This window comes from Spirosoma liriopis (assembly GCF_023196085.1).
GTDB classification, from domain to species: Bacteria; Bacteroidota; Bacteroidia; order Cytophagales; family Spirosomataceae; genus Spirosoma; species Spirosoma oryzicola.
Window position 1 is genome coordinate 2,089,669 of sequence record NZ_JALPRF010000001.1, and the last position, 22,462, is coordinate 2,112,130.

General features: G+C 50.7%; 16 protein-coding genes and 1 tRNA gene. 9 read left to right on the top strand and 8 right to left on the bottom strand.

Annotated features, from left to right (window positions below; genetic code table 11):
* Positions 1 to 29 precede the first annotated feature (29 nt).
* The 5 genes from M0L20_RS08755 to crcB all read right to left on the bottom strand — a co-directional run bounded on the left by M0L20_RS08755 (position 30) and on the right by crcB (position 7,700).
* Positions 30 to 524 carry an RrF2 family transcriptional regulator gene (locus M0L20_RS08755; RefSeq protein ID WP_232560427.1) on the bottom strand — a complete coding sequence of 165 codons (495 nt, stop codon included), beginning with the start codon at positions 522 to 524 and terminating at the stop codon, positions 30 to 32.
* Between the two features lie 457 nt (positions 525 to 981).
* Complete coding sequence (locus M0L20_RS08760; protein ID WP_248476523.1) at positions 982 to 2,673, bottom strand: IPT/TIG domain-containing protein; 1,692 nt, start codon at positions 2,671 to 2,673, stop codon at positions 982 to 984.
* Positions 2,674 to 2,714: 41 nt separating this feature from the next.
* Complete coding sequence (locus M0L20_RS08765) at positions 2,715 to 5,603, bottom strand: TonB-dependent receptor (protein WP_248476526.1); 2,889 nt, start codon at positions 5,601 to 5,603, stop codon at positions 2,715 to 2,717.
* Positions 5,604 to 5,816: 213 nt separating this feature from the next.
* Positions 5,817 to 7,238, bottom strand: coding sequence for a M14 family zinc carboxypeptidase (locus tag M0L20_RS08770; RefSeq protein WP_248476528.1), 1,422 nt, complete (start codon positions 7,236 to 7,238; stop codon positions 5,817 to 5,819).
* 72 nt (positions 7,239 to 7,310) lie between these two features.
* A complete protein-coding gene (crcB, locus tag M0L20_RS08775; RefSeq protein WP_248476530.1) occupies positions 7,311 to 7,700 on the bottom strand; it encodes a fluoride efflux transporter CrcB in 390 nt (129 codons plus the stop codon).
* Between the two features lie 129 nt (positions 7,701 to 7,829).
* Between crcB and M0L20_RS08780 the strand changes: the two genes are divergently transcribed.
* On the top strand, positions 7,830 to 9,137 hold the full coding sequence (locus M0L20_RS08780; RefSeq protein ID WP_248476532.1) for an APC family permease: 1,308 nt from the start codon (positions 7,830 to 7,832) through the stop codon (positions 9,135 to 9,137).
* 86 nt (positions 9,138 to 9,223) lie between these two features.
* Here M0L20_RS08780 and M0L20_RS08785 read toward each other — a convergent pair whose 3' ends face one another.
* The 3 genes from M0L20_RS08785 to msrB form a co-directional block, all read right to left on the bottom strand.
* The gene (locus M0L20_RS08785) at positions 9,224 to 10,507 is read right to left on the bottom strand and encodes a D-alanyl-D-alanine carboxypeptidase/D-alanyl-D-alanine-endopeptidase (RefSeq protein ID WP_248476533.1); all 1,284 of its coding nucleotides are present in this window, start codon (positions 10,505 to 10,507) and stop codon (positions 9,224 to 9,226) included.
* 60 nt (positions 10,508 to 10,567) lie between these two features.
* Positions 10,568 to 13,243, bottom strand: coding sequence for a T9SS type A sorting domain-containing protein (locus M0L20_RS08790; protein WP_248476534.1), 2,676 nt, complete (start codon positions 13,241 to 13,243; stop codon positions 10,568 to 10,570).
* Positions 13,244 to 13,460: 217 nt separating this feature from the next.
* Positions 13,461 to 13,868 (bottom strand): peptide-methionine (R)-S-oxide reductase MsrB, encoded by a 408-nt coding sequence (gene msrB, locus M0L20_RS08795; protein ID WP_232560435.1) that lies wholly within the window; start codon positions 13,866 to 13,868, stop codon positions 13,461 to 13,463.
* 157 nt (positions 13,869 to 14,025) lie between these two features.
* Here msrB and M0L20_RS08800 point away from each other — a divergent pair, with 157 nt between their 5' ends.
* The 8 genes from M0L20_RS08800 to M0L20_RS08835 all read left to right on the top strand — a co-directional run bounded on the left by M0L20_RS08800 (position 14,026) and on the right by M0L20_RS08835 (position 22,243).
* The gene (locus M0L20_RS08800; protein ID WP_232560436.1) at positions 14,026 to 15,951 is read left to right on the top strand and encodes a RecQ family ATP-dependent DNA helicase; all 1,926 of its coding nucleotides are present in this window, start codon (positions 14,026 to 14,028) and stop codon (positions 15,949 to 15,951) included.
* Positions 15,952 to 16,121: 170 nt separating this feature from the next.
* Positions 16,122 to 16,577 carry a DUF2141 domain-containing protein gene (locus tag M0L20_RS08805; RefSeq protein ID WP_248476535.1) on the top strand — a complete coding sequence of 152 codons (456 nt, stop codon included), beginning with the start codon at positions 16,122 to 16,124 and terminating at the stop codon, positions 16,575 to 16,577.
* A 164-nt stretch (positions 16,578 to 16,741) separates the two neighbouring features.
* A complete protein-coding gene (locus tag M0L20_RS08810; protein ID WP_232560438.1) occupies positions 16,742 to 17,608 on the top strand; it encodes an SDR family oxidoreductase in 867 nt (288 codons plus the stop codon).
* Positions 17,609 to 17,666: 58 nt separating this feature from the next.
* Positions 17,667 to 18,269: a gluconate 2-dehydrogenase subunit 3 family protein gene (locus M0L20_RS08815; protein ID WP_248476536.1), complete on the top strand. Its 603-nt coding sequence runs from the start codon at positions 17,667 to 17,669 to the stop codon at positions 18,267 to 18,269.
* Positions 18,270 to 18,331: 62 nt separating this feature from the next.
* The gene (locus tag M0L20_RS08820; RefSeq protein ID WP_248476537.1) at positions 18,332 to 19,870 is read left to right on the top strand and encodes a GMC family oxidoreductase; all 1,539 of its coding nucleotides are present in this window, start codon (positions 18,332 to 18,334) and stop codon (positions 19,868 to 19,870) included.
* A gap of 81 nt (positions 19,871 to 19,951) precedes the next feature.
* Positions 19,952 to 21,292, top strand: coding sequence for a family 1 glycosylhydrolase (locus M0L20_RS08825; protein WP_232560441.1), 1,341 nt, complete (start codon positions 19,952 to 19,954; stop codon positions 21,290 to 21,292).
* Positions 21,293 to 21,337: 45 nt separating this feature from the next.
* Positions 21,338 to 22,111: an alpha/beta fold hydrolase gene (locus M0L20_RS08830; protein WP_248476538.1), complete on the top strand. Its 774-nt coding sequence runs from the start codon at positions 21,338 to 21,340 to the stop codon at positions 22,109 to 22,111.
* 39 nt (positions 22,112 to 22,150) lie between these two features.
* Positions 22,151 to 22,243, top strand: a tRNA-Pro gene (locus M0L20_RS08835).
* The last annotated feature ends 219 nt before the right edge of the window (positions 22,244 to 22,462 follow it).

The window sequence follows — 22,462 nt, forward strand, 5'->3', positions numbered from 1 at the left end:
CGCCCCAATACTTTTATAGATCTGCCGGATTAAGCTAATAACCGGTCAGCAGACGATTCCGTCAATTCAGGCGCATTGGCCCCAATTGCAATTTCTTTCGTTTCAATCGAGTCCAGATTCTGGAACGTCAGTAAGGTTGTGTTTTCATAGACGCCTAAATTGGCATCCCGCACCCGCTCCATAATCGGTTTCAGCGCGCACGTCACCTCATCGTTGCAATCGTCGCACTTTACGTAGAAGTTAAAAGACACGCACGGTGTTGGCGCAATAGGCCCGTCAATAACCCGTAGTACTTGTGCCAGATTAACTCGAGCCGGATCTACACGTAACAGATACCCTCCTCCTTTTCCTTTCTGGCTTTGGAGGATTCCGTGGTTACGTAGCTCCAGCAGAATCGCTTCTAAAAACTTTTTAGGAATGTTTTCTTTGGCTGAGATATAGGAAATCAGGACAGGGCCTTTTCCAAACTCTTCAGTCAAAACTTTGAGGGCCTTAATCGCGTACTTGGCTTTTTTTGAAATCATCTGTTACGGTAACTTAGGAGTTGAACAACACTATATACTGAGGCAAAATCGGTCCACAAACTTGCAGCAGCTTGTAAGGAAATAGAAGCTATTGAGCTAGTCGTTACGCTTTTCGAGGCTTAAACAAACGTTATACTGCCTGCACTTCTGTCCCAATGCCAAGCCCTTCTTATAACGCTCAATAAACTTAATTGGGTGTTAGACGCGCTTTTGACCCCTAGGTAACGAAATATGTAGATTATCTATAACTATTCGTCACCTTTTGCCTGCAATGTGCAAAATCTTACTATCATATGAGTATTCCACCCACTAGAAATAGTTGATTAATTTATTTTCCGCGTGATAACCCACTATTTATCAGCAGTATTACCCACTCAACTGATCCGTAACAAGAAAAAAGCCGGTGCAAAGCCCCGGCCCTTTCATGCGACACCAATATGAAATTATATAATGAAGGCTATTGATCGTAGTTCGTATTCTGCGGATCGAAGTTGGTCCAACCCGTCAGCCAGTTCTCGGTGTTGAACGCACCCCGGTAGGGAGCAGAGACGAAGAACGAGTCGGATAGTTTACCACCGGTAATTGCGTTGGCCGATGTCAGCAATGGAGAACCTGAACCAGGAACGAAGTTTGGCGAGGTCAGGCTAAAGCTATTCGCATTGAGTAGTAGCGAAGCCAGATCCGTAGATGCGATAACGTTATTTTTACGAGCGGCTAGTGAGAAATAAGCGCTAGCCTGATCATTGGTGATGTTACCAGCACCCCGAACTGCCGTTAGCGAGTTAGCAACCGTAATTCCCTGTACTTCCAGGCTACCGTTGTTAGCGTTGTTGAGCGTACCGGTTGTGGTTCCGTCCAGACGAAGTCCCTCAGGCCAGCCAACAAACACCGAATTGATAACGCTGATAGCCGTGTTGCGACGCAGGTGCATAGCTGACTGGTATGGACCGCTACCGCCCGAACTCGATGTCGATGCATTGCTTGGCGTACCGCTCGTTACGAAGCTGCTGAAGTTAGCAAAAATAGGCTGTGTAAGCGGCAGACCATTATTTGCTGATAAGGCAACACCACCCGCGTTTTCGCCAGAGTTGAAGTTGTCCGACTCAAAGCAGTTTGAACCCGATTGGTCAGCTACCTGCGGATTGCGCAACGACACGCCAAACTGTACTTTACCGGTGTAACCCCAGTCCGTATCGAAATCATCGTCGAAACCACGGTAAGCAACCAGATATTTTGCGTTAACCGTACCACCGAACCACTCGTAAGAGTCGTCACCACTGTAAGAAACCTGTACGTGATCGATGGTCGTACCTGATCCTACGCCGTACATGGTTAATCCGTTGATCTCGCTGTTTGCTTCATTTGTCAGAGCTATACCACCGAATTCGATACGCACGTACCGGAGCGTACCCGAGTTGTCAGTCGGCTCGTTGAACGCACCTAGCTGAATACCGATACCACCTTCTGCTGCCTGGCTGGCTGGACGGTTGTGTGGCGCTCTACCGATAAGAACGATACCACCCCAGTCACCGTAGTTGCGTGATCCAGCCGCGCGGTTGGATGTGAAAACGATAGGTTGCTGTGCCGTACCCGACGCTTCTACACGGCCACCCTGCTCAACGATGAGCGTACCACCTTTTTTGGAACCGGTTGGATCTTCGTCAACGGTACCGCCTTTAATAATCGTACCGGGCTGGATCGTTACGACCACACCCGATTTTATGTTAACAAAACCTCTGAGCAGATACACATTACCAGCTGTCCAGGTTTCACTGGCCGTGATGCTTCCGGCCTTCGTCACAACGGGTTTTGAGCTAATCGTGAACGCAGGTCCCTGTGCTGATTGACCATTGGCTGTAACCGAAACTGGCGAACCGGCGCTGGCGGGTACAACAACCGATAACTGCGTTGATGAAGCGGCAACAACCGAAGCCGAAACAGCGCCAAACGTTACCGTGTTGCTGGCCGGAGTTGCGTTGAAATTGGTACCGGTAAGTACAACGGTTGTTCCGACAGGTGCCGACGTTGGGCTGATAGACGTAATGCTGAGCACCGGAGCGGGGGAATCGTCGTTCTTACAGGACGAAATAAAGACGATCAGTCCTGCTACTAACGTCAACAGGCTTCCCCACCGAATGAGCTGATTCATAACTAACATTGATTTGGTTTATAAAAGGCAATTGGAAAACATTAGGGAACAATCGTGCGACGGCCGAAGGTGTAAACACCGGTCAGCGTAACGTACTGGCCACGACGGAAGCGACGGAAAACCTGATCGGCACCAACGGTTTGCGACGTAAGGTCTTTGCCGATTTTGCCATCGCCGTTGAAATCCTGAGCGAATCGGGTTGCCTGATTCAGAATATCCTGAACGCCTAGCCGTAATTCAATTTTTTGGTTGAACGTCTTGCTGATGTTCAGGTCAATCGCATGACGGGGAAGTTCATAGATCGTCGGGTTGTTACGCGTACCTACGGCAAAGATGCGTGGGCCGTAAACGTTGTACAGTACGTTCCACTGTAGTCCCGTGTTTGGCTCCTGATAGTATACCCCGGCGTTAATCAGGTATGGCGATTGGCTTGCCAGTGGCCGTTCGCGGTCGGCCAAATCTTTCAGCGGTACATCAACAACGGTCGAGGTTGCATCTGGAGCCCGGACAAAGTCACCCAGCGTTACGCGGCTGTTGATCAGTGATCCGTTGGCAACAACCTGAAGGTTCTGGAGGAATTTGCTCCCTGACTGCTGGAAACCTTTACGAATTTCTACTTCGACACCGTAGTTACGAGCCGTCGGAGCATTGATGAAGGAATAGCTAAAACCGTTACCCGTTGGGAGCAGGAAGCTTTCGATCGGATTGCGGAAATGCTTGTAAAAACCGGTAACCGAAATCAGTTCGTTGGGGCTTGGGTAAAATTCCCACTTCAAATCAACGTTCTGAACCGTAGCAGTCGTCAGTTCGGTATTACCCGTAACAACGGCCAGCAGGTTGAAGTCAAAGTATTGGAAAGGAGCTAACTCGCGTAGTTCGGGTCGGTTCACGGTAGCCGAATAAGCCAGCCGTACGTTATGCCGGTCGTTAAGCTTGTGCGTAATGTTGATCGATGGTAGTGGACTAAAAATCGCCCGGTTTACCAACTGCCGGTCAACACCCATCCGCTGGCTTTGCAATCCCTGCACGTTGTATTCGCCCCGTAAGCCTAGCGTTACATTGGTGCGAGCGCTCAGGTTGATGTCACCACTGACATAAGCAGCACCGTAGGTATTGCTTCCCTGGTATGAATCAAAATCAGACGTACCATCCAGTAACGACAGTCCACCAGGCTGACCGCTTACGTTCGTTGGCGAGAAGATTGAGCCAATCGGTTGCTGCTGCACGATAGCGCCGTCACTGGCTGATCCGGGAATACTGTTGTAGCCGTAAAAACGAGCCGAATAGTCACGAACGCGACGTTCGCCGTAGATACCGGCCCGTATGTGGCTAGGCTCCCGATCCGTTGGATTACCAAACGTATGATCGTAATTACTAATTAACGAAACAGTCTGCTCATTCAGCTTCGAGTAAAACCGACCTACGTCAATCGGGTTCGGTGATAGCGGAGTTACGAGGGTGTATGGTCCATTTTCGCCACTGTTCAACGGAGCCTGGTAGCGAGCGCGTTTCCAGTCAGGTTCCCAACGGCCCGAATAGCCATAACCGGCAATCCAGTTAAGCTTTGTCAGTTCATTTAACTGATGCTCACCCGAAACCTGCGTCGTAGCGATACTACGGTTTTCGAACCGTTGCGAATAACTGCGGATATCGGCGTTTGAATCAAAGTTTTGACCCTGCCGAACAACGGTTTCCTGATTGCCCAGCTGGTTGAAGAGCGTTTTCCATTCGAGCGTGAACGCTGGCGAAAAGCGCAGCGACCAGTTGTGAAGCAGTCCCAACCGCGACTGCCGGGCGAAGCTGGCGTCGTTGTACGATTGGTTGACTGCATTAGCAACCGCTCCGTTTTCGTACACGCGGAAATCAATGTCGGTCGCTTGGTTCGTCATGCTGTAGTTGACGCTGGTCAGGTTACTGATCTGAACATTGCCGACATCAAACCGACGACCTGTGTTAAGCGCAAAACGTACATCGGGCATAACCGTGACGTTCGTTAACCCCCATGAATTAGGAAGCAAACGCGCATAAGCCGCGCGCTGTGGAGCACCCAGCGCGTTAAAATCGCCGGAACGTGTTGGGAAACTCGTTGGTACAGTCTGATTAGCTGACCATAACCCTAATGCACTCAAGCCACCCCGGTCGTGGGATTGTACCTGCTGGCCAGTTGTGCCGGGACGGTAGCCGAACGTTAAGCCAACATCAAAGAAGTTATTGCTTGGACGACGCTTCGTGTAGATTTTTACGATACCGCCCGCAAAATCGCCGGGCAATTCAGCCGAACCCGACTTGTAGACAATCATCCGGTCAAGGATGTTGCTTGGAATAATATCGAAGGAGAAGGAACGGGTTTCTACTTCCGTCGATGGTGCGATTACGTCGTTGATCAGGACGGAGTTGTAGCGAGAGCCCAATCCTCTGATCAGAACGAAACGATTGTCGAGGATACTGACACCCGGTACCCGGCGAATGGCCGCTGCGGCATCGCGGTCCTGCGACTTCTGAATCTGGGCTGCCGAAATACCGACGGCCAGCGCTTTGATTTGCTTGATCTCGGTAATAACGGCTACTTCCGTATTTGTAGCGCGGTTTGCCCGGACAACAACTTCCTGAAGCGATTTTCCTTCTTCGTCCAGTTCGGTTTCAATAGCGGTCGTGTTTCCAGACTCTACCCGAACGTTTGGAATTTCTTTGGTTTGATACGATATGTACGAGATAACTACTTTCTGCGTACCGGCGGGAACATTGGCGATTGAGAAACCTCCTTCTACGTCGGTGGTACCACCCAGTTGGGTTCCGTCAATCCGAATTGTACAGCCAATTAAGGCTTCTTTGGTTTTACTGTCTTTAATGGTACCCCTGACGGTACCTGTCTGCGCCAGAACGGCGGTCGACAAGAGTGATAGTAGAAATAAGAATACGTTACGTTTCATATTGGTTTTTTGGAGTCGCTTATAAGCGTCGCAAAACTACCAGCCCAATATTACGCCAACGTTACGCCAATGTTACGCTTGGGTTACATTTACCCGTCTACGTAACCTGTTAGTAGACAGAATCTTAACCATTCCTTAACACGATTAATATTATTCTGCCGATGCCAGAGGATAGTTCATAATAAAGTGGTTTATTAAATTTTTAGCGCTTGATTATTCGGCTATGCCGTTACACTGTTTGCCTGACTCGTCAATAGTATCGCCCCAGAACCCGTTGACAAACCGGTATATAATCTGATTGTCTTTCAGCAACAGGAAAGTCGGAATCTGGTCAATAGCAAGGGGTTGCGCGGGCAAATCGCCTTCGTATAATAAGTGAACCGGATGTTGAGGGTAACAATCGTCAGGCTTCTGTCTAACCTTGAATACAGAGATCCCCTCGCGTCTAAGCGACGCAACATCAAGCTGTTGCAAGTCGGCAGCAGAGTTTAAGGGTTCGGCGTATACATGAGCTGGAACAAGCGTTAAGCCCGTTGCATCAATTTCATTTAATCCATGAAATGTTGACAGGTCGCCAATGTCGTCGATGACGCTTTTGTAGCGAAATCCACCGTTGCTGGTGTTGATTTCATTGTGAAAAATTCCGACATCTACCGTAACCGCCTGACCCTCCCGAACAACGGTTGCATTGCGAATAAGTACATCAAAGAGTAAGCGTCCGTTTTCGGGAATGCGTTGGTAGTCGGCGGTATCTTCCCGTTTATACGAGCCATCGGCAATCGCTTTCAACGCCGTCAGGATAGCCACAAAATTTAGCCGCCGGATAATCATCTTCTCAACGTCACCTTTATAGCCGCCCGATTCAACCAAAACGAGCGTCGTTCCCCACTTTTGAATGTTATCACCGAAAGCCCTCGGCTCGAACTCATCATCAAAGCGACCTACCTGCCCCGGTACGAATTGCTGCACAACCCGGTTCATACCTACAATGAGTTGCATGGATCGCTCGCGAACTTCGTTGACATTCCGTTCTTCGTCGTAAGCTGTCGCTAGAAATGACATAACAGCCTGCTTTCCCGTCTTTCCTACGCTGTACCGGGGATTTTGATCGTGGAGATTAAACCCAACCAGTGGCTGTAAGGTCTGTTGCAGTTTCTTCAGCAAAGCCCCCTCCGGCGTCTGTAGCCGCAGCGCATCCCGGTTCATATCAATATCCGTTGCAGTACGACGCTGAAACCGTTCGGCTCCGTCGGGATTGAGCATGGGCACAAAATACAGGGTCGTACTGGCTAAGATTGCTTCCCGAAAGTCATCGAACCCATCGTTGCTGGCCTTTAGAAAATTAAAAATATCAAACAAAGCCATTGTCGCCGTTGCTTCATCGCCGTGCATCTGAGACCAAAGCAGCACCTTATTGGAACCCATTCCAGCCTTGACCTGATGAATGGACCGCTTCTCCAAAGATTCGCCAATCTGGCTAACGTCAAACGGTGCCTGACCGCTGAGTGAGTTGAGCAGTGGTACAATGTCTTTGTGTTTGAAGCGACGGTGTAGTAAGGTTTGTTCCTTATACGTATCGTGCGCATCGTGAAGCCGACGCGCTATAGTCTGATCTTGTGAGGCAATTGAATCCATTAGCCGAAAGAAACCCTTGTAAATTTCCGTGTAAGAAAGCTTTTCCTACAGATCGTCTGTAGGCGATCCAGTTCATAATTTCTGACCAACCAATAAACCTCCGGTTGAAGCCAGCAGGCACAATACTACGTTCAAGCCGATATTGAGCAGCGCAACACCCATCCGACCATTTTGCAGCAGCAGAACGGTATCGTTACTAAAACTAGAGAACGTACTCAACCCTCCGCAGAAACCAACACCGATCAGCAAGCGCATATCTTCGCCGGTCGTGCGCCCCATCGCCCAGCCCACTACAGCTCCCAGAACAGCACTTGCCATAATATTAACGAGCAGGATAGCGGTTGGAAACGGTGAACCAGATAACGTTGCCGGAATAAACCGTCCAGCGAGGTAGCGTACCAGACTACCGATTCCGCCACCGGCAAATACCAGCACGTAAGGATGCGTGAGGAGGGTTCTCATGCGGGCAAACTTACAAAAAATCACCCATGCGTTGCGACAAGCGGGCAATCTGTTCATTTCAGCCACTTTTTCGCTATCATTGTAGGATAACCTACCTCGACGAACCGAAACGTTGTTTTCCGCCAACCTATGGCTCAAAACCAATTAAAAAAACTGTTAGGCGTCGGCTTCGGCGTGGCCGTAACCATCGGCGGAACAATTGGCACCGGCATTTTGCGAAAACCAGGTCCTATTGCTCAAGATGTTGGAAATCCTTCCTTGATTATTGCCGTCTGGCTTGTTGTTGGCTTATACGCGCTTATCGGTTCTTTATCCGTCATGGAGTTGGGAACTATGCTGCCCAAAGCCGGAGCCTGGTACGTATACGCCCGCCGGGCGTTTGGCAATTACGCCGGTTTTATCATTGGCATCAGTAGCTGGCTCGGTAGCGTTTCGGCGATGGCCTTCGGTGCAGCGGTTATGAGTGAGTACATCGGCCTGCTTTCTCCTTCGTTGGTCGATCACCAAAAACTAATCGCTGTTAGCATTCTGGTGGCTTTCGTCGCCTTTCACTCCGTTGGTGTTCGTCTGGCGAGTCGGGCGCAGGAGGTTATGAGCGTGCTGAAAGCCGTTGGCTTACTCGCTTTTGTTATCGTTTGTTTCGCCGTGACGCCTGATACGAACACGCCCATCTCAACGGACACGGTTCGACCACTGGCCGGGGGCGGTATCTGGCTGGGTATTTTAGCGGCTTTACAATCAGTTTTCTACACCTACGACGGCTGGCATACGGCGGCTTATTTTACGGAGGAAGATGTAGATCCTAGTCGTAATCTACCCCGGTCTATGATCAGTGGGGTCTTGTTAATAATTGGCATTTACATTCTGGTCAATCTGGCGTTATTGTATGTGCTGCCCATATCGACGCTGGCGGGCTCGAAGCTACCGGCAGCAGATGCGGTTCAGCTATTATTTGGACCGGGGAGCGCGCAGGTTGTGACGTTCCTGCTGATGATTTCTATTATGGGTATTATCAACGCCCAGATTATGTTTAATCCACGCGTCATTTTCGCGATGGGACGCGATGGGTTGTTTTTTCGGTTCGTAACAAAGGTTAATGACGGTGGTACACCCATCAACGCTACCATTCTGACCGCTTTGGCGTCGATCTTGCTGATTCTGACCAATACCTATAGCAAACTATCGGATATAGCGACGTTTTTCTTCGTGCTATGCTACGCGGCAAGCTTTGCCGCACTGATTCGCTTACGGCAAACGGAGCCAGAATTACCGCGACCGGTTCGTGCATGGGGTTACCCGTTTACAACCTGGTCCCTACTGATTGCATCGCTGGCATTTTTGATCGGTGTCGTTATTGGTGATTTTTCCAGCAGCTTGTACGCGATTGGCTTTATCGCCGTGAGCTACCCGATTTACAAACTGGTCATTCGCCAATGAGTGACTTGCTGTGGATTTATAGATCGTACGCCGTGTCTTGGAGATACGGCGTATGAATCTATAAATCCACAGCAAGTCAACTAACCTCAAAACTGATCATGGATTATTCTTAACAATTCGGCTGTCCGGCGTCGCATTTCACTGACGGGCTGCGTAAAATTATTATGCATGATACTGAAATACAGCGTCCGATTTCGTTTTGTCAACACGTAGCCGCTCAGGTTATAAACACCACTCATAGAACCTGACTTCGCGAAAATGTACGGCTTTTCGGTAGTGGCGATAGAACGTAACGTACCCGACTGACCAGCGGACGGCAACAGCGCGAACAGCCGTTTCTGCGGCACTTTGACCACGATTTTTTTCAGCAAATCAACGAGCGTGTTCGGCGTAAAGAGATTATAGCGCGATAATCCCGAACCATCTACCCATTTTGCCGATGGAGCGGGATAACGCAAACTATCAGCAACCCGTCGCAATTCAGTCAGCGGCTCTAGTTGACTGGATTGTCGCTCGGCAGACGCCATGAAAAGCACTTGCTCGGCAAACTGGTTATCGCTTACCTGCAACATTCGTTTGTACAGTGAATCGGTTGATGTACCCCGCACCAGTTGCGCATCCTGCGACACCGGCACGTTAACTACCGTTATCGGACGATGGAGCGTATCTGCCAGCAATTGAGCCGCTAACTGGGGCGACCACCGAAACGGAACGTCCTGCCGACCTGGTCGGACACTTGCGGATCGGATAAACTGGTTGCTAAACTCAGACCGCCGTACGTTCGGACTGGCCTGATCAGTAACCCGAACGCTATCGGCAAACCGGCGAGGACTCACCATACCGTTTTTGAAACGCGCAACGTTGCCAAAAAGAGGTAACGGAGCCAGTTCAGGCGAATAATCATCGTTGTAGTCATCCCAGGCCCAGCCCGCTCCAAAACGCGGTCCGTTGTAGTTAGCCGCCGAAAAATACAATTGTTCCGGTCGGTTCCGCAGAAAAGCCAGTAGCGTTGTATCCGGCAAATCAGGGTGTAGCAAAAGCGGATTACCCGTTCCCCAAAAAATCAGTGAATCGCCTTGGGTCGTACCTTTTCGGATGCTGTAGCGAAACGCTGGTAGCGAATCGGGCAATGACAAAAGCCCGGCGTAGAAGCTAAACAGCTTCGTGTTCGACGCGGGGATAAACGGCTTGTCGGCATTATACTGAATCAACATCCGTTGCTTGCCGGGATCGTACAAGGCAACACCCGTAAAATGATCGGTGTACGCAGACTTGGTACGAAGATCACGCGTGATGCGCCGAGCCGGTGAACAGTTCAGCAGCAAACCAACGCAGAAAAGCAGTAGAGCCGTTTTTTTGATCATACTCATGCGTGCAGGACTCAGCTTATCGTGTTAACAGCGATCAACCGAATTCGGTAAATCGACGGACTAACGCGCAATAATAACTTTCTGCGTCAGTACCGATTCGCCCGTTTGCAGCTTCAGAAAATAGATACCCGTCGGCAACTGGCTCATGTCTACTTGTTCGCTCAGCTTTCTGCCACTTACTTTTAGCCTCAGTTGCCGCAACATCTGCCCGGTGGCACCAGTAATCGACAAGCCTACTTCACTAACAGGCTTGATTAGCTCCGCTTCCAGTTGGACGCTACCGCTACTGATCGGATTCGGGTAAACAGAAAATGTACCCGCGCTAATCGGCTCGTTCGCCAGTACGGGCGGTGCGGGCACCTGAATCTGCAAATTGTCGATGGCCCAGCCCCAGCCGTGCGCCAGTTGATCAGCGAAAAGTCGGAAGCGGATCAACACCTGGTCATTCGCTTTGAAATTGCCGTTGCTCACCAGCGAAAACTCGTGCCGTTTGTAAAGCGCGGGCGTACCAACTGTAGCAGAATTAGTCTCTTGGGCCGTTGCGCCCTTGACAAGATTGTTGTTGTAGGCCGCGTACCAGTCGTACTGATTGTTTGAATTGTAACCCGTCAGGAAAGGCTTCCAGGTACGTCCGTTATCGCTCGATCCTTCTACAACCACGTAATCATAAAAGCCTGACTTGCCGAATTCACTACCCGCGTCGCTTGGCTCGACCAATACGATCTCGTCAAAACGCATTACGGCGCTATCCGGATTGGTCTTGATTCTGACCGGAGCCAGCAGCACGTATTCGTAGTTGCTTTGCGCTTTAAAATCGGACCCATTCTGATACGGGTGCTCCGAATGAACGGCAGGATCAGCGAAACCTGACGGAGTAGCTATACCGAATCGATACCCCGCAAAGTCGGCGGCAGCGCTGGCATCCTGAAAGGTATTGACATAGCGATCAACAGGTGCTTTAGGCGCTACGACGGTTAGTTCATAAAAGCCCGTCTTCGGACTGACGGTCTGATTTTTTGCGCGCGATGCATCACGCGCTACGATTCGATACGTGATTTTATCACCGGCTTTCAGCGAATTTGCTGGAAAAACGATTCGATTGCTGTAGATGCTATCATAGGGTGTACCATCTACCGTAAATGCACCGAGAACCAGTGGAAGTTTTGGCTGATTAACACCATTAACTTGATAATCTATATAAACAGAATCAATATTCGTGTTTACATAGGCTACGCTTCGATCATCCGATATACCAGCGTTAACCGGCAAACTGTCGGCTACGGCAGGGTTGAAAATGAAGTTTTTGGTCGGGCTATAGGCAATGGTAGGTGGTACGTTGTCTGGACCGAAACGTACGTTGTGAAGATCCTGTACATTGTTAGGCAGCTTACCCGGATTGGTGAACGTTCGTCCAGATGCATCCTGCACCCGGAAGTAATACCAGATGTCGCCCTTAGCAACGTTGGCGGGCATTGTGTACGTGTACGTCGATGTACTTCCCGCTACCAGCGTCGGCGTTATGGCAGTGAAGGCCGTGTCCGTGGCGGTAGGTGCCGATTTCCGATAAAGCAACCGCACAGAACCCGGCGTTAGCAGGGTATCGCTGACAACCGTAACCCGGAAAACGGCGTCTTTATCGTCTTCAGTACTAGCCAGCTTTTTGTGCAACAGCGACGTAGTTTTCCATTCGATATCTTCCAGGAAACTCAGAACCAGCGGGCCGGGCGAGTGAATGGCTTCAGCATTCGCAATCTTCGGAGTCATTAATGAATTTATATCGCTTCGAGCATAGTTTGTTTCGTCCAAGTGATACAAACTAGACCCTCTGTCAAAGACGGACGGCGCGTACAACTTGGCACGCGTACCAGTCTTTTTGCGTAGAATCGGGCCGTTCAAAAACAGATTGTCGCCCGTTAGCTGCCGGAATAGCTGGATTGAATTATCGGGAAATGTCGTCGTTTCGGCAACCAGCCGTTGCCCCTGATTAGTTTCGATAAAGTGATCGAACACCGACGAATAAGGACTTGTCAGGTAAGTTCCGCTGGTTCCTTCCGAACCGAAATAACCAATGAAACCAAGGCCATGACCTATCTCGTGTAAAACGACCGTCACCAGATCGCTTTGTCCGGCGGGTGTTCGCTGGTCTATGCCGTAATACCAGTTGTTGTTCTGATTAAAATCGGCTTTGATGTCTGGAACAGTAGGGCTGTTCAGTTCACGACGGGCTATCTTCTCGGCCAGCGCAATCGGGTACAATCCGTAGGCCTTTTGTGCTCCGCCCGAATCTAATTCAAAACCCGCCCGGATCTCAGCCGGACCAGCCGAACCAAGTACACCCCGGCTTTGCGAAACCCAGTTGGCCTGAATACGAATAGGAACGGGCGATGAAATAAGCGTACTCCAGATGTCAACCGCGTATTGAAAGGCTTTTTGCGCTTCGGGCGTAAACCCGTTGTACGTAACGAGGAAGGTTGCGGTAGCCGCTTTCCGTAGGTTTGGATTCTGGCGAGCCCGTAGAAACGCTTCGGGAGGAGCGATCTGCGTAAAGGCGTTCTGTTCGGATTTATAGCAAATGGTTTTGGGGGCAGCATGGTCTATCCGGAGTTTTCGCACAAACTGTTCGTAGACGCCTGATCCCTTCGGTGTTTGCTGGGCCTCCGCCGAATTTGCCAGCAGCGAACCGACCAGCGCTGTACCAATCGCGAGGACGCGTACTGATGTTACCCCTAAACGCATGAGAGCAATAAAATTAAAGTCAATAATTTGCTTTTGGATTGATGAACGATCTGGTCTGTACCTTGGCATAGCGGCCAAAACATAAGACACGTACCGCAGGTGTATATTATTTGATCAATACCTGACGCCTTAAAACAAACGTTCCTACTGTTGTGGTGACTAAAGTAGCCACCACAACAGTAGGAACAAAAATGATCTCTTCCTTTTTCTGCTGAATTTATTCTGTATCGACCGTTCGTTTGAGGACCAGTGATACCGAGTTGAGGCAGTACCGCATACCCGTTGGCGGGGGACCATCGTTAAAGACGTGGCCGAGGTGCGCGTCACAAACGTTGCACAAGACCTCGATGCGGAACATCCCGTAACTGTAGTCTTTTTCCAGCCGAATGCGCTCTTCTTCGATTGGCTCTGTAAAACTAGGCCAGCCGGTTCCCGATTCGAATTTTGTTTTGGATTCGAATAACTCCGTACCACAACAGACACACGCGTACACACCGGGGTCGTGCGCTTCGCAGTACTCACCCGAAAAAGCACGCTCCGTTCCTTTACCACGGGCCACCCGATATTGCTCTGGCGTCAGGATGCGACGCCACTCTTCGTCCGTTTTAATAACCTTCTGAATCATACTAGTTTCTGCGTTTACCTGACCATTTCCTTGCCAACGTAAACCATCATACTAACCGATTTGTCTTTTCTACGCTGTAAATTCGCATACACAATCTTGTTCTATGACTTCTGGCTCGTTCCAAAAGTTGTGAACTGACATTTAGAAACGATTCACCGTGACTGTTCGACAGATTTTACAGCAATTTTGGGGATACACTTCGTTCCGGCCTTTGCAGGAGGAGATCGTCAATACTGTGCTGGAGCGGCAGGATGCGCTGGTTCTGATGCCAACAGGCGGTGGTAAGTCGATCTGCTTTCAGGTGCCGACATTGGCCATGAAGGGCGTCTGTATCGTTGTGACCCCGTTGATTGCCCTGATGAAAGACCAGGTCGAACAGTTACGCAAGCGAGGCATTCCGGCGTCTGCCATTTACTCCGGCATGCATTACCGCGAGATAGACACGGCACTCGACAATTGCATCTACGGCAATACGAAATTTCTCTATGTTTCGCCCGAACGGTTGCGAACCGAAATTGTCATCGAGCGGGTAAAGCAGATGACCGTCTGTCTGCTGGCCGTTGATGAAGCACACTGCATTTCAGCTTGGGGGTATGATTTCCGCCCTCCGTACCTGCAAATCGCGGAATTTCGTGAGCTTATTCCCGATACACCTGTTATCGCCCTGACCGCATCGGCAACGCCCGACGTTCAAGCCGATATTCAGGAAAAACTAGTTCTACACGGCCCCGATGGTGGCCCCCCTGCGGTCTTTCGGCAGACGTTTGCCCGGCCCAACCTGTCTTATTCTGCCGTTCTGGAAGAAAGTAAAGAGTCACGGCTGTTCAAGATCTTGCAGAATGTGCCGGGTTGCGGCATTGTCTACGTACGCAGCCGTCGGCAAACACAGCAGATAGCCCAGACGCTTTACCGGCAGGGCATCTCGGCGGATTTTTACCACGCTGGCCTGAGTACGCAGCAACGCGCTGAAAAGCAGGACGCCTGGATTCAGAACCGCACACGTGTTATGGTAGCCACCAATGCGTTCGGTATGGGAATCGACAAGCCCGACGTGCGGGTTGTGGTGCATCTCGATGTGCCTGACTCGCTCGAAGCCTACTATCAGGAAGCCGGACGAGCAGGACGCGACGGGCAAAAAGCCTACGCGGTTATGCTGTACACCCGGAATGATCTGGAAAACCTGCGCTACCGAACCGAGCAATTGTACCAGCCGGTCGATATGCTGCGTCGCGTGTATCAGGCGCTGGCTAATTACACCGCTGTGCCCGTTGGCGGGGGGCAGTTCAGCAGTTATGACTTCGACCTGCACACGTTTACGCACACATTTAACTTACCCGCTCAGGAAACGCACTACGCGCTCAAGCAACTTCAACTGGAAGGGTTGATTCAGCTCAACGAAAATTATTTTCACCCCTCCCGCATGATCATGGTGCTGGACAATCGTCAGTTGTACGAGTTTCAGGTGCTGAACTCCCGATTTGATTCGTTCCTGAAACTCATTCTGCGCATGTACGGTGGCGAGGTATTCACTGATTTCATTACGATTTCGGAGTCGGCGCTGGCGCGTGCCTATCTGGTCAATCAGGATGAGGTTGTTACTCTGTTGGAACAGCTTCATCAGCGAAACGTGCTGGTTTACGAGAAGCAGAAAGACAAGCCCCAGCTAACGTTCCTAACCCCCCGCTTTGATGCGCCAACGCTTCCGGTCAACACCCAGGAGTTGAACCGACGCAAGGAGTTGGCACTGCGAAAAGTACAGGCCGCAACGATTTATGTTGAGCATCCGACGCAGTGCCGTACCCGACTGCTGCAAGCCTACTTCGGCGAGAAGCCGGGTGAAGCCTGTGGTATCTGCGACAACTGCATTAAAAAGCGTAAGAGTCACGAGGTGGGAGCGTCGGTGGTGCGCAAACAGGTTCGGGAGTACGTTGCGATGGCGAATGGCCCGGGCATATCCCCGAAACAACTGGCTCATTATTTTTCGCAAGCCGACGCTGATGCACTCGCTCAGACGTTGAAACAAATGCTGGCTGAAGAAGAAATCCGGTACACCAAAAGCGGCAATCTGACCTTAAATCAATAGCGCGAGGTACGTTTTTTCTTTGTCAATAGTCCCTGCTGTGCTCCCATCCGTCCCTCAGGTTGTAATTTATCCCAAAAGCGCGCTCTTCGTCCCTTTGATTTGCGATGGGGTTCGACGGCGAATTATGTTTGTCCTGTCGAACAAAAACAAACCTTTATTTATCATATTCCATGAAAAACCTTATCCCTACTCTCGCTTTGTTGATCAGTGTATTATCAAACGCGTTTGCAACAACCACAACTCCTGCCAAACCAACCTCTGAGACGGCCACACATAAACTAACCGTCACGATCACGCAGGTCAACAAGCGGACTGGCAAGCTATACGTAGGGCTGGCAATCGATGAGGCTACCTTCAAAGGAACATCGGCAGAAACCAAAGCGGTTGACGTTCCCCCATCCGGCGAAATCACCGTAACATTCGATAACCTGCCCGAAGGTCGTTATGCCGTGCGCGTTTATCAGGATTTGAACGATAACAAAAAGATGGATTTTTCGGGTCAGATGCCTACTGAGCCATTCGGGTTTTCGAACGTAGCTATGCTCATGGGTCCACCCAGTTTCGATCAAAGCTCCTTCGATCTGAATGAAAGCAAAGCCGTGAAAATTATCCTGATGGAGATGTAATCAACAGGCTTCTATCCGCATCAAATCATTCTTACCCCGTACAATCGAGGGGCGAAAAGTCATCCGGTCATTGGATGACTTTTTTGTTTATCAACAAAATGACACAACAGGCCGTTACCTAACCTTAACTACATGTTACTACAGTAAATTTACTCAACGCTATTATGGAACAAACGGAATTTCGGCCTCAGTCTGAAGAGATTTCAGGCCAGCAACTTCCCTACCCAGCCCGGCAGTCCGACATGGACCCGGCCCCCGACAGCGATCTCTCCAATTATAAGCCCGCTGGCAAGCTTACCGATAAGGTAGCCATCATCACAGGAGCCGATTCTGGCATTGGCCGGGCCGTAGCCATTGCCTTCGCAATGGAAGGTGCCGATGTTGCCGTCGTCTACAACGAAAACACCGACGATGCCAAATACACCCAACGGATTGTCGAAAGCAAGGGCCGGTCGTGCCTACTCATCAAAGCCGACGTGCGGGATTCAGCAGCCTGTCAGAACGCTGTGCAGCAAACCGTTGATCGGTATGGTAAGCTCAACATTCTGATCAACAATGCAGCCTATCAAATGGCGCAGGAGTCGATTGAGGACATCACCGAAGAACAGTTTCGCCGGACCTTCGAGACCAACATTTTCGGGTATTTCTTCATGGCCAAAGCGGCTTTACCTCATCTGCACGAAGGCGACGCTATTGTCAATACGGGTAGTATCGTTGGCATTGTCGGCAACCCAATCCTGCTTGATTATACAGCGACGAAAGGTGCAATTCATGCGTTCACCAAATCGCTGGCGATTCAGCTAGGCAAGCGTAAAATCCGCGTAAACTGCGTTGCACCCGGCCCCGTCTGGACACCCAATATTCCGGCAACAATGCCAGAGGATGAAGTCAAAAACTTTGGGCATGAAGTAGCGCTTGCCCGTCCCGGACAACCCGAAGAGCTGGCTCCCGCCTACGTATTGCTGGCATCCAGCGAGGGTAGTTTTATGACGGGCAGTATTGTGGAAGTTACGGGCGGCAAACTCGGATAAATCCGACACCGGTATGCTTTAGTAGCTTCCAGCGTGCATTCATCTAACACAACTAATCATGCACTTCCATTATCCGCCGGGCACCGTCCGGGCGCTGCTCAATACGAACGAGGTTACCGAAGCGACTCGCCAGGCCTTACTGGAACGGCTCAACGCCCTTCCTCGCCAGCCTACCTTCTTCTCAAACGATGAATTTGTCTTACTCCAGGCGATCTGTGATCGATTGATTCCCCAGGATGATCGCCCGGAGCCTGTTCGCATTGCCGATAGTATCGACGAACGGCTTTCGCAAAACAAGGCCAACGGCTGGCGTTACGATATAATGCCGAACGATGGCGACGCGTACAAGCTCGGTTTGCAGGGTATCAATGAAAGTGCCATGATCCTCCATCAACAGCCTTTTCTTAACCTGTCGGGTGATCAGCAGGATGAGGTTCTGAAGGCGGTGCAGGAGATGGAAGCCCCCGGAAAAACGTGGGAACAGCTACCTGCGGACCGTTTTTTTGAGGAACTGCTGGCCGAAGCGGTCGAACAGTACTACAGTCACCCACTGGCGCAGGAGGAAATTGGCTATGTCGGTATGGCTGATACCCAAACCTGGAAACGAATCGGCCTAAACCAACTGGAAGATCGTGAGCCAAGAGCCGTGAACGGCGAATAACTCAACTACAGAGAACGTATAGCCGTGGTTAATCACGGCTATTTCTTACTATTCATGCAACAATGCCTTACAAAACATCTGATATTGTCGATGCCGTCGTCATCGGGACGGGGGCGGGTGGCGCTCCTTTGCTGGCCCGCCTGGCAAAAGCAGGTCTGAAAGTCGTCGCGCTGGAAGCCGGTAAGCACTGGAACCCGGCCCAGGATTTTCCAACCGACGAGAAAGCCCAGGACAAGCTGTTCTGGAACGACGAACGCTTAAGCGCGGGAAACGACCCACTTCCTTTTGGCAACAACAATTCAGGTACGGGTGTCGGTGGATCAACGCTTCACTACACGGCTTACACACCGCGTGTTCACCCTGATGACCTGCGGATTCGAAGCGAGTTTGGCGTTGGCGCGGACTGGCCCATTGGCTTCGATCAGATCGAATCTTATTACGACGAGATTGAACACTTTATTGGCGTTTCCGGCCCATCGTTTTACCCCTGGGGCCCGGCGCGCAAACGTTCGTATCCGCTGGGACCACTCCCAATCAACGGTGCAGGCCAACTGATGGAGCGCGGCTGTGCAGAAGTAGGCATCAGAACTTCTCCGGCGGCTAACGCAGCGCTGTCGGCAGGTTACTATCAGGAGGGTGTTGGCCACCGGCCCGGCTGCGCCAACCGAGGATTTTGCCAGGCAGGTTGTAACATCGGCGCAAAAGCCAGTATGGATGTGACGTACATCCCCCTGGCCATGCATTACGGAGCCGAAATCCGGCCAGAAAGTTTTGTTACTCAACTCGTTAAAAACGATGCGGGCAAAATCAGTGAGGTCGTCTACATCCGAAACGGGCAGGAAGAGCGGCAACGGTGCCGGTACGTCTTTCTGTGCGCGGGTACCATCGAGACCGCCCGTTTACTGCTCATGAACGGTCTGGCCAACAGCAGCGGTCAGGTTGGCCGTAACGTTATGGCCCATACTGGCCTCCAAATCTGGGGTGAATTTGACGAGGATGTGCGTCCTTACAAAGGCATTCCCGGCGCGTTGATCTCGGAAGATATGCATCGGCCAAAGGATGCTGATTTCGTGGGCGGCTACCTCCTTCAGTCCATTGGTGTTATGCCCGTTACGTATCTCAGCCAGATGGCGCGGGGCCGGGGCCTTTGGGGACAGGAGTTGAAACGGGCCGCGTCGGCTTACAACCACATGGCGGGCATCAATATTTTGGGTGATTGCCTGCCCTATGAGCATAACTACATGGAACTGTCGGACGAGAAAGACAGCCGGGGTTTACCCAAGCCACGCGTTTATTTCTCCAATGGCGAAAGCGAAGAGCGAATGACAGCGCATGCTGACAAAGTTATGCGCGATATATGGGCGGCAGCCGGAGCTAAAAACATGTGGGCTTTTCCGCGTAACGCGCACGTAATTGGCACTTGCCGCATGGGGAATGATCCCGATACCGCCGTTGTAAACGCCGATGGTCAATCCTTCGATATTCCGAATTTATACATCAGTGATAATTCAACCTTTCCGAGTGCTCTAAGCGTCAATCCAGCGTTGACGATCATGGCATTGTCATTGCGGACAGCGGATCGGTTTCTGGCTCAGGGTTAATTCTTCCGGCGTTCCGCTAAGGCGAATCAACCATCGGGTCAAACGCGTACAACAAACTAGTGCACTAAATCTATCAACGTTATGAGTCAAGGAAGTTTTTTAGGAATAATAAAAAAGAAATTTGGCGACGGCAATTATGACGGCGACCAATTTGGGGGGGCTGGCGGCCATGATGGCAGCGGCCTCCCGGTGGACAATCCCAGTAATTTCATGTTTGCAACGGGTATTGAATGTTCGTACCCAACCATTGAACATGGCAAAGTTCGACGCGACCAACTAAGAGAGTGTGGTCATTACGATCGCTGGAAGGAAGATTTAGGGCTTGTCAAAGAGATGGGGTTAAAGGTGCTCCGGTACGGTCTGCCCTATTACAGTATTCATCTGGGTCCGGGTAAGTATGACTGGAGCTTTGCCGATGTGGTCATGGCCGAAATGAAGAAGCTAGGCATAACGCCCATCCTTGATCTTTTACATTTTGGTCTACCAGACTGGATTGGTAATTTTCAGAACCCTGAACTGCCCATTCACTTTGCCGAATACGCCGAGGCTGTTGCTAAACGGTATCCCTGGGTCCGGTATTACACGCCCGTCAATGAGATTTACGTCACCGCCCGCATCAGCGGTAAGGACGGGATCTGGAATGAGCAGTTGAAAACAGACAAGGGCTTTGTTACGGCGCTTAAGCACTGCGCAGCCGCCAGTATCATGGCCAATCAGCAGATTGCCAAACACCGGAATGATGTTGTTATTGTTCAAAGTGAAAGTGCGGAGTACACGCACGAGCTTTGCGCGACACCTTCTCCCCAGACCGATTTAGAAAACGAACTACGCTTTTTGTCGCTTGATCTGCTGTACGCGAATCCACCCTCGGCAACGGTTGCGATGTACATGATGGACAACGGATTGACCCGAAAAGAATATGACTGGTTTATGGCTGGTAAACCGCCGGGCTATCAGATCATGGGCAACGATTATTACGGGCGAAACGAACGCATCAAGCTTCCTGACGGCTCCATCAAAACGTCGATGGATGTTTTGGGTTGGTACGAAATTACCCGAGACTACTACGAACGCTACCGGATGCCGGTCATGCATACGGAAACAAACGTATTTGAAGCGGATCAGGCACCAATCTGGCTTTATAAGCAGTGGGTTGGTATTATGCGCATGCGTCGCGATGGGGTGCCCGTACTCGGCTTTACGTGGTATAGCTTGATTGACCAGATTGACTGGGATATACAATTGGCAGCCGTCAAGAACAATGTCAATGCTTGCGGTCTGTATGATCTTGATCGGAAGCCTCGTCCAGTAGCGGAAGCCTACAAAAACCTGTTGAAGGAGTTCGGCCAGATTACGATTGTTCCTTACGGAGAAATGCTTGAGATGACTGATCAACCCGCCAGACTCAAAACCCAGGTTTAGTATTCCCTCCAGGGTCGGGCTACACCTTGATCTAACTCTATCATCATGCGTATTTCTGTCAACGGTACTCACTTGAATGTACTGGAACAAGGAAGCGGGCCATTGACGCTCGTTTTCATGCATTATTTCGGCGGCTCGGCACTGGAATGGCAGACGGTCATGGACCAGTTAGCCGATCAATACCGTTGCATCGCCGTTGACCTACGAGGTTGCGGAGATTCTGACGCGCCAGAGACGGGTTACTCCGTCGATACAATGGCCGACGACATGGCTGACTTAATTCAGGCGTTACACATAAAAAGTTATGTGTTGATTGGTCATTCGATGAGTGGCAAAGTAGCGCTGGCGCTCGCTGCTCGTCAGCCAGTTGGCTTACGGAAGTTAGTGTTGTCGTCACCGTCTCCCCCTGTGCCGGAGCCTATTCCGGACGATGAGCGGCAAAAATTGCTGCAAGGCTACGGACAACGTTCGTCTGCCCAACAGACGATGAAAAACATTACAGCGGCCAGCGTATCGAAAGCTATTCAGGAGCAGATCATTGCCGACGACCTACGAACATCGAAACCGGCCTGGGATGCTTGGTTGCTGGAAGGCAGCAAGGAAGATATCTCGAAAAGAATGGCTGACGTGTCAATACCCGTTTCGATCATCGTTGGTACCGACGACCGCGCTTTACCGCCCGACGTGCAGGACAAACTGGTGTTGCCTTACGTAAGACACGCAACCGTCGAAGTCGTTGACGGAGCGGGTCATTTACTGCCTTGGGAAGCTCCCGAGACGCTAACCATCTTTATTCAGAAAAAAATAGCGGATGTTTAGCAACGTAAAAACAAAGGTTTTATATTTGTGCTTTCCCTTCGGGGTGTAGCGCAGTATGGTAGCGCGCTACGTTCGGGACGTAGAGGTCGTGGCTGGTGCGCCGGTGCGATTCGAATCCCGCCACCCCGACCACACAAGTGGTTTTGAATCGTTCGCTGTTGACCAACAAATAAACGACGGTGAATACAATTAGAAAGCAATGAATAACTCAGTAAATAACATGATTTGGTGGTGGCACTCTTCTCATTGGGGATGAGGGTTGCCGCTATTGTTATTTGTCAATAGATTTACAAGGCTCACCGTCATCCCGGTGGGCTTTTTTTATGCCCTTGTCCAACCAAACGTGCACCC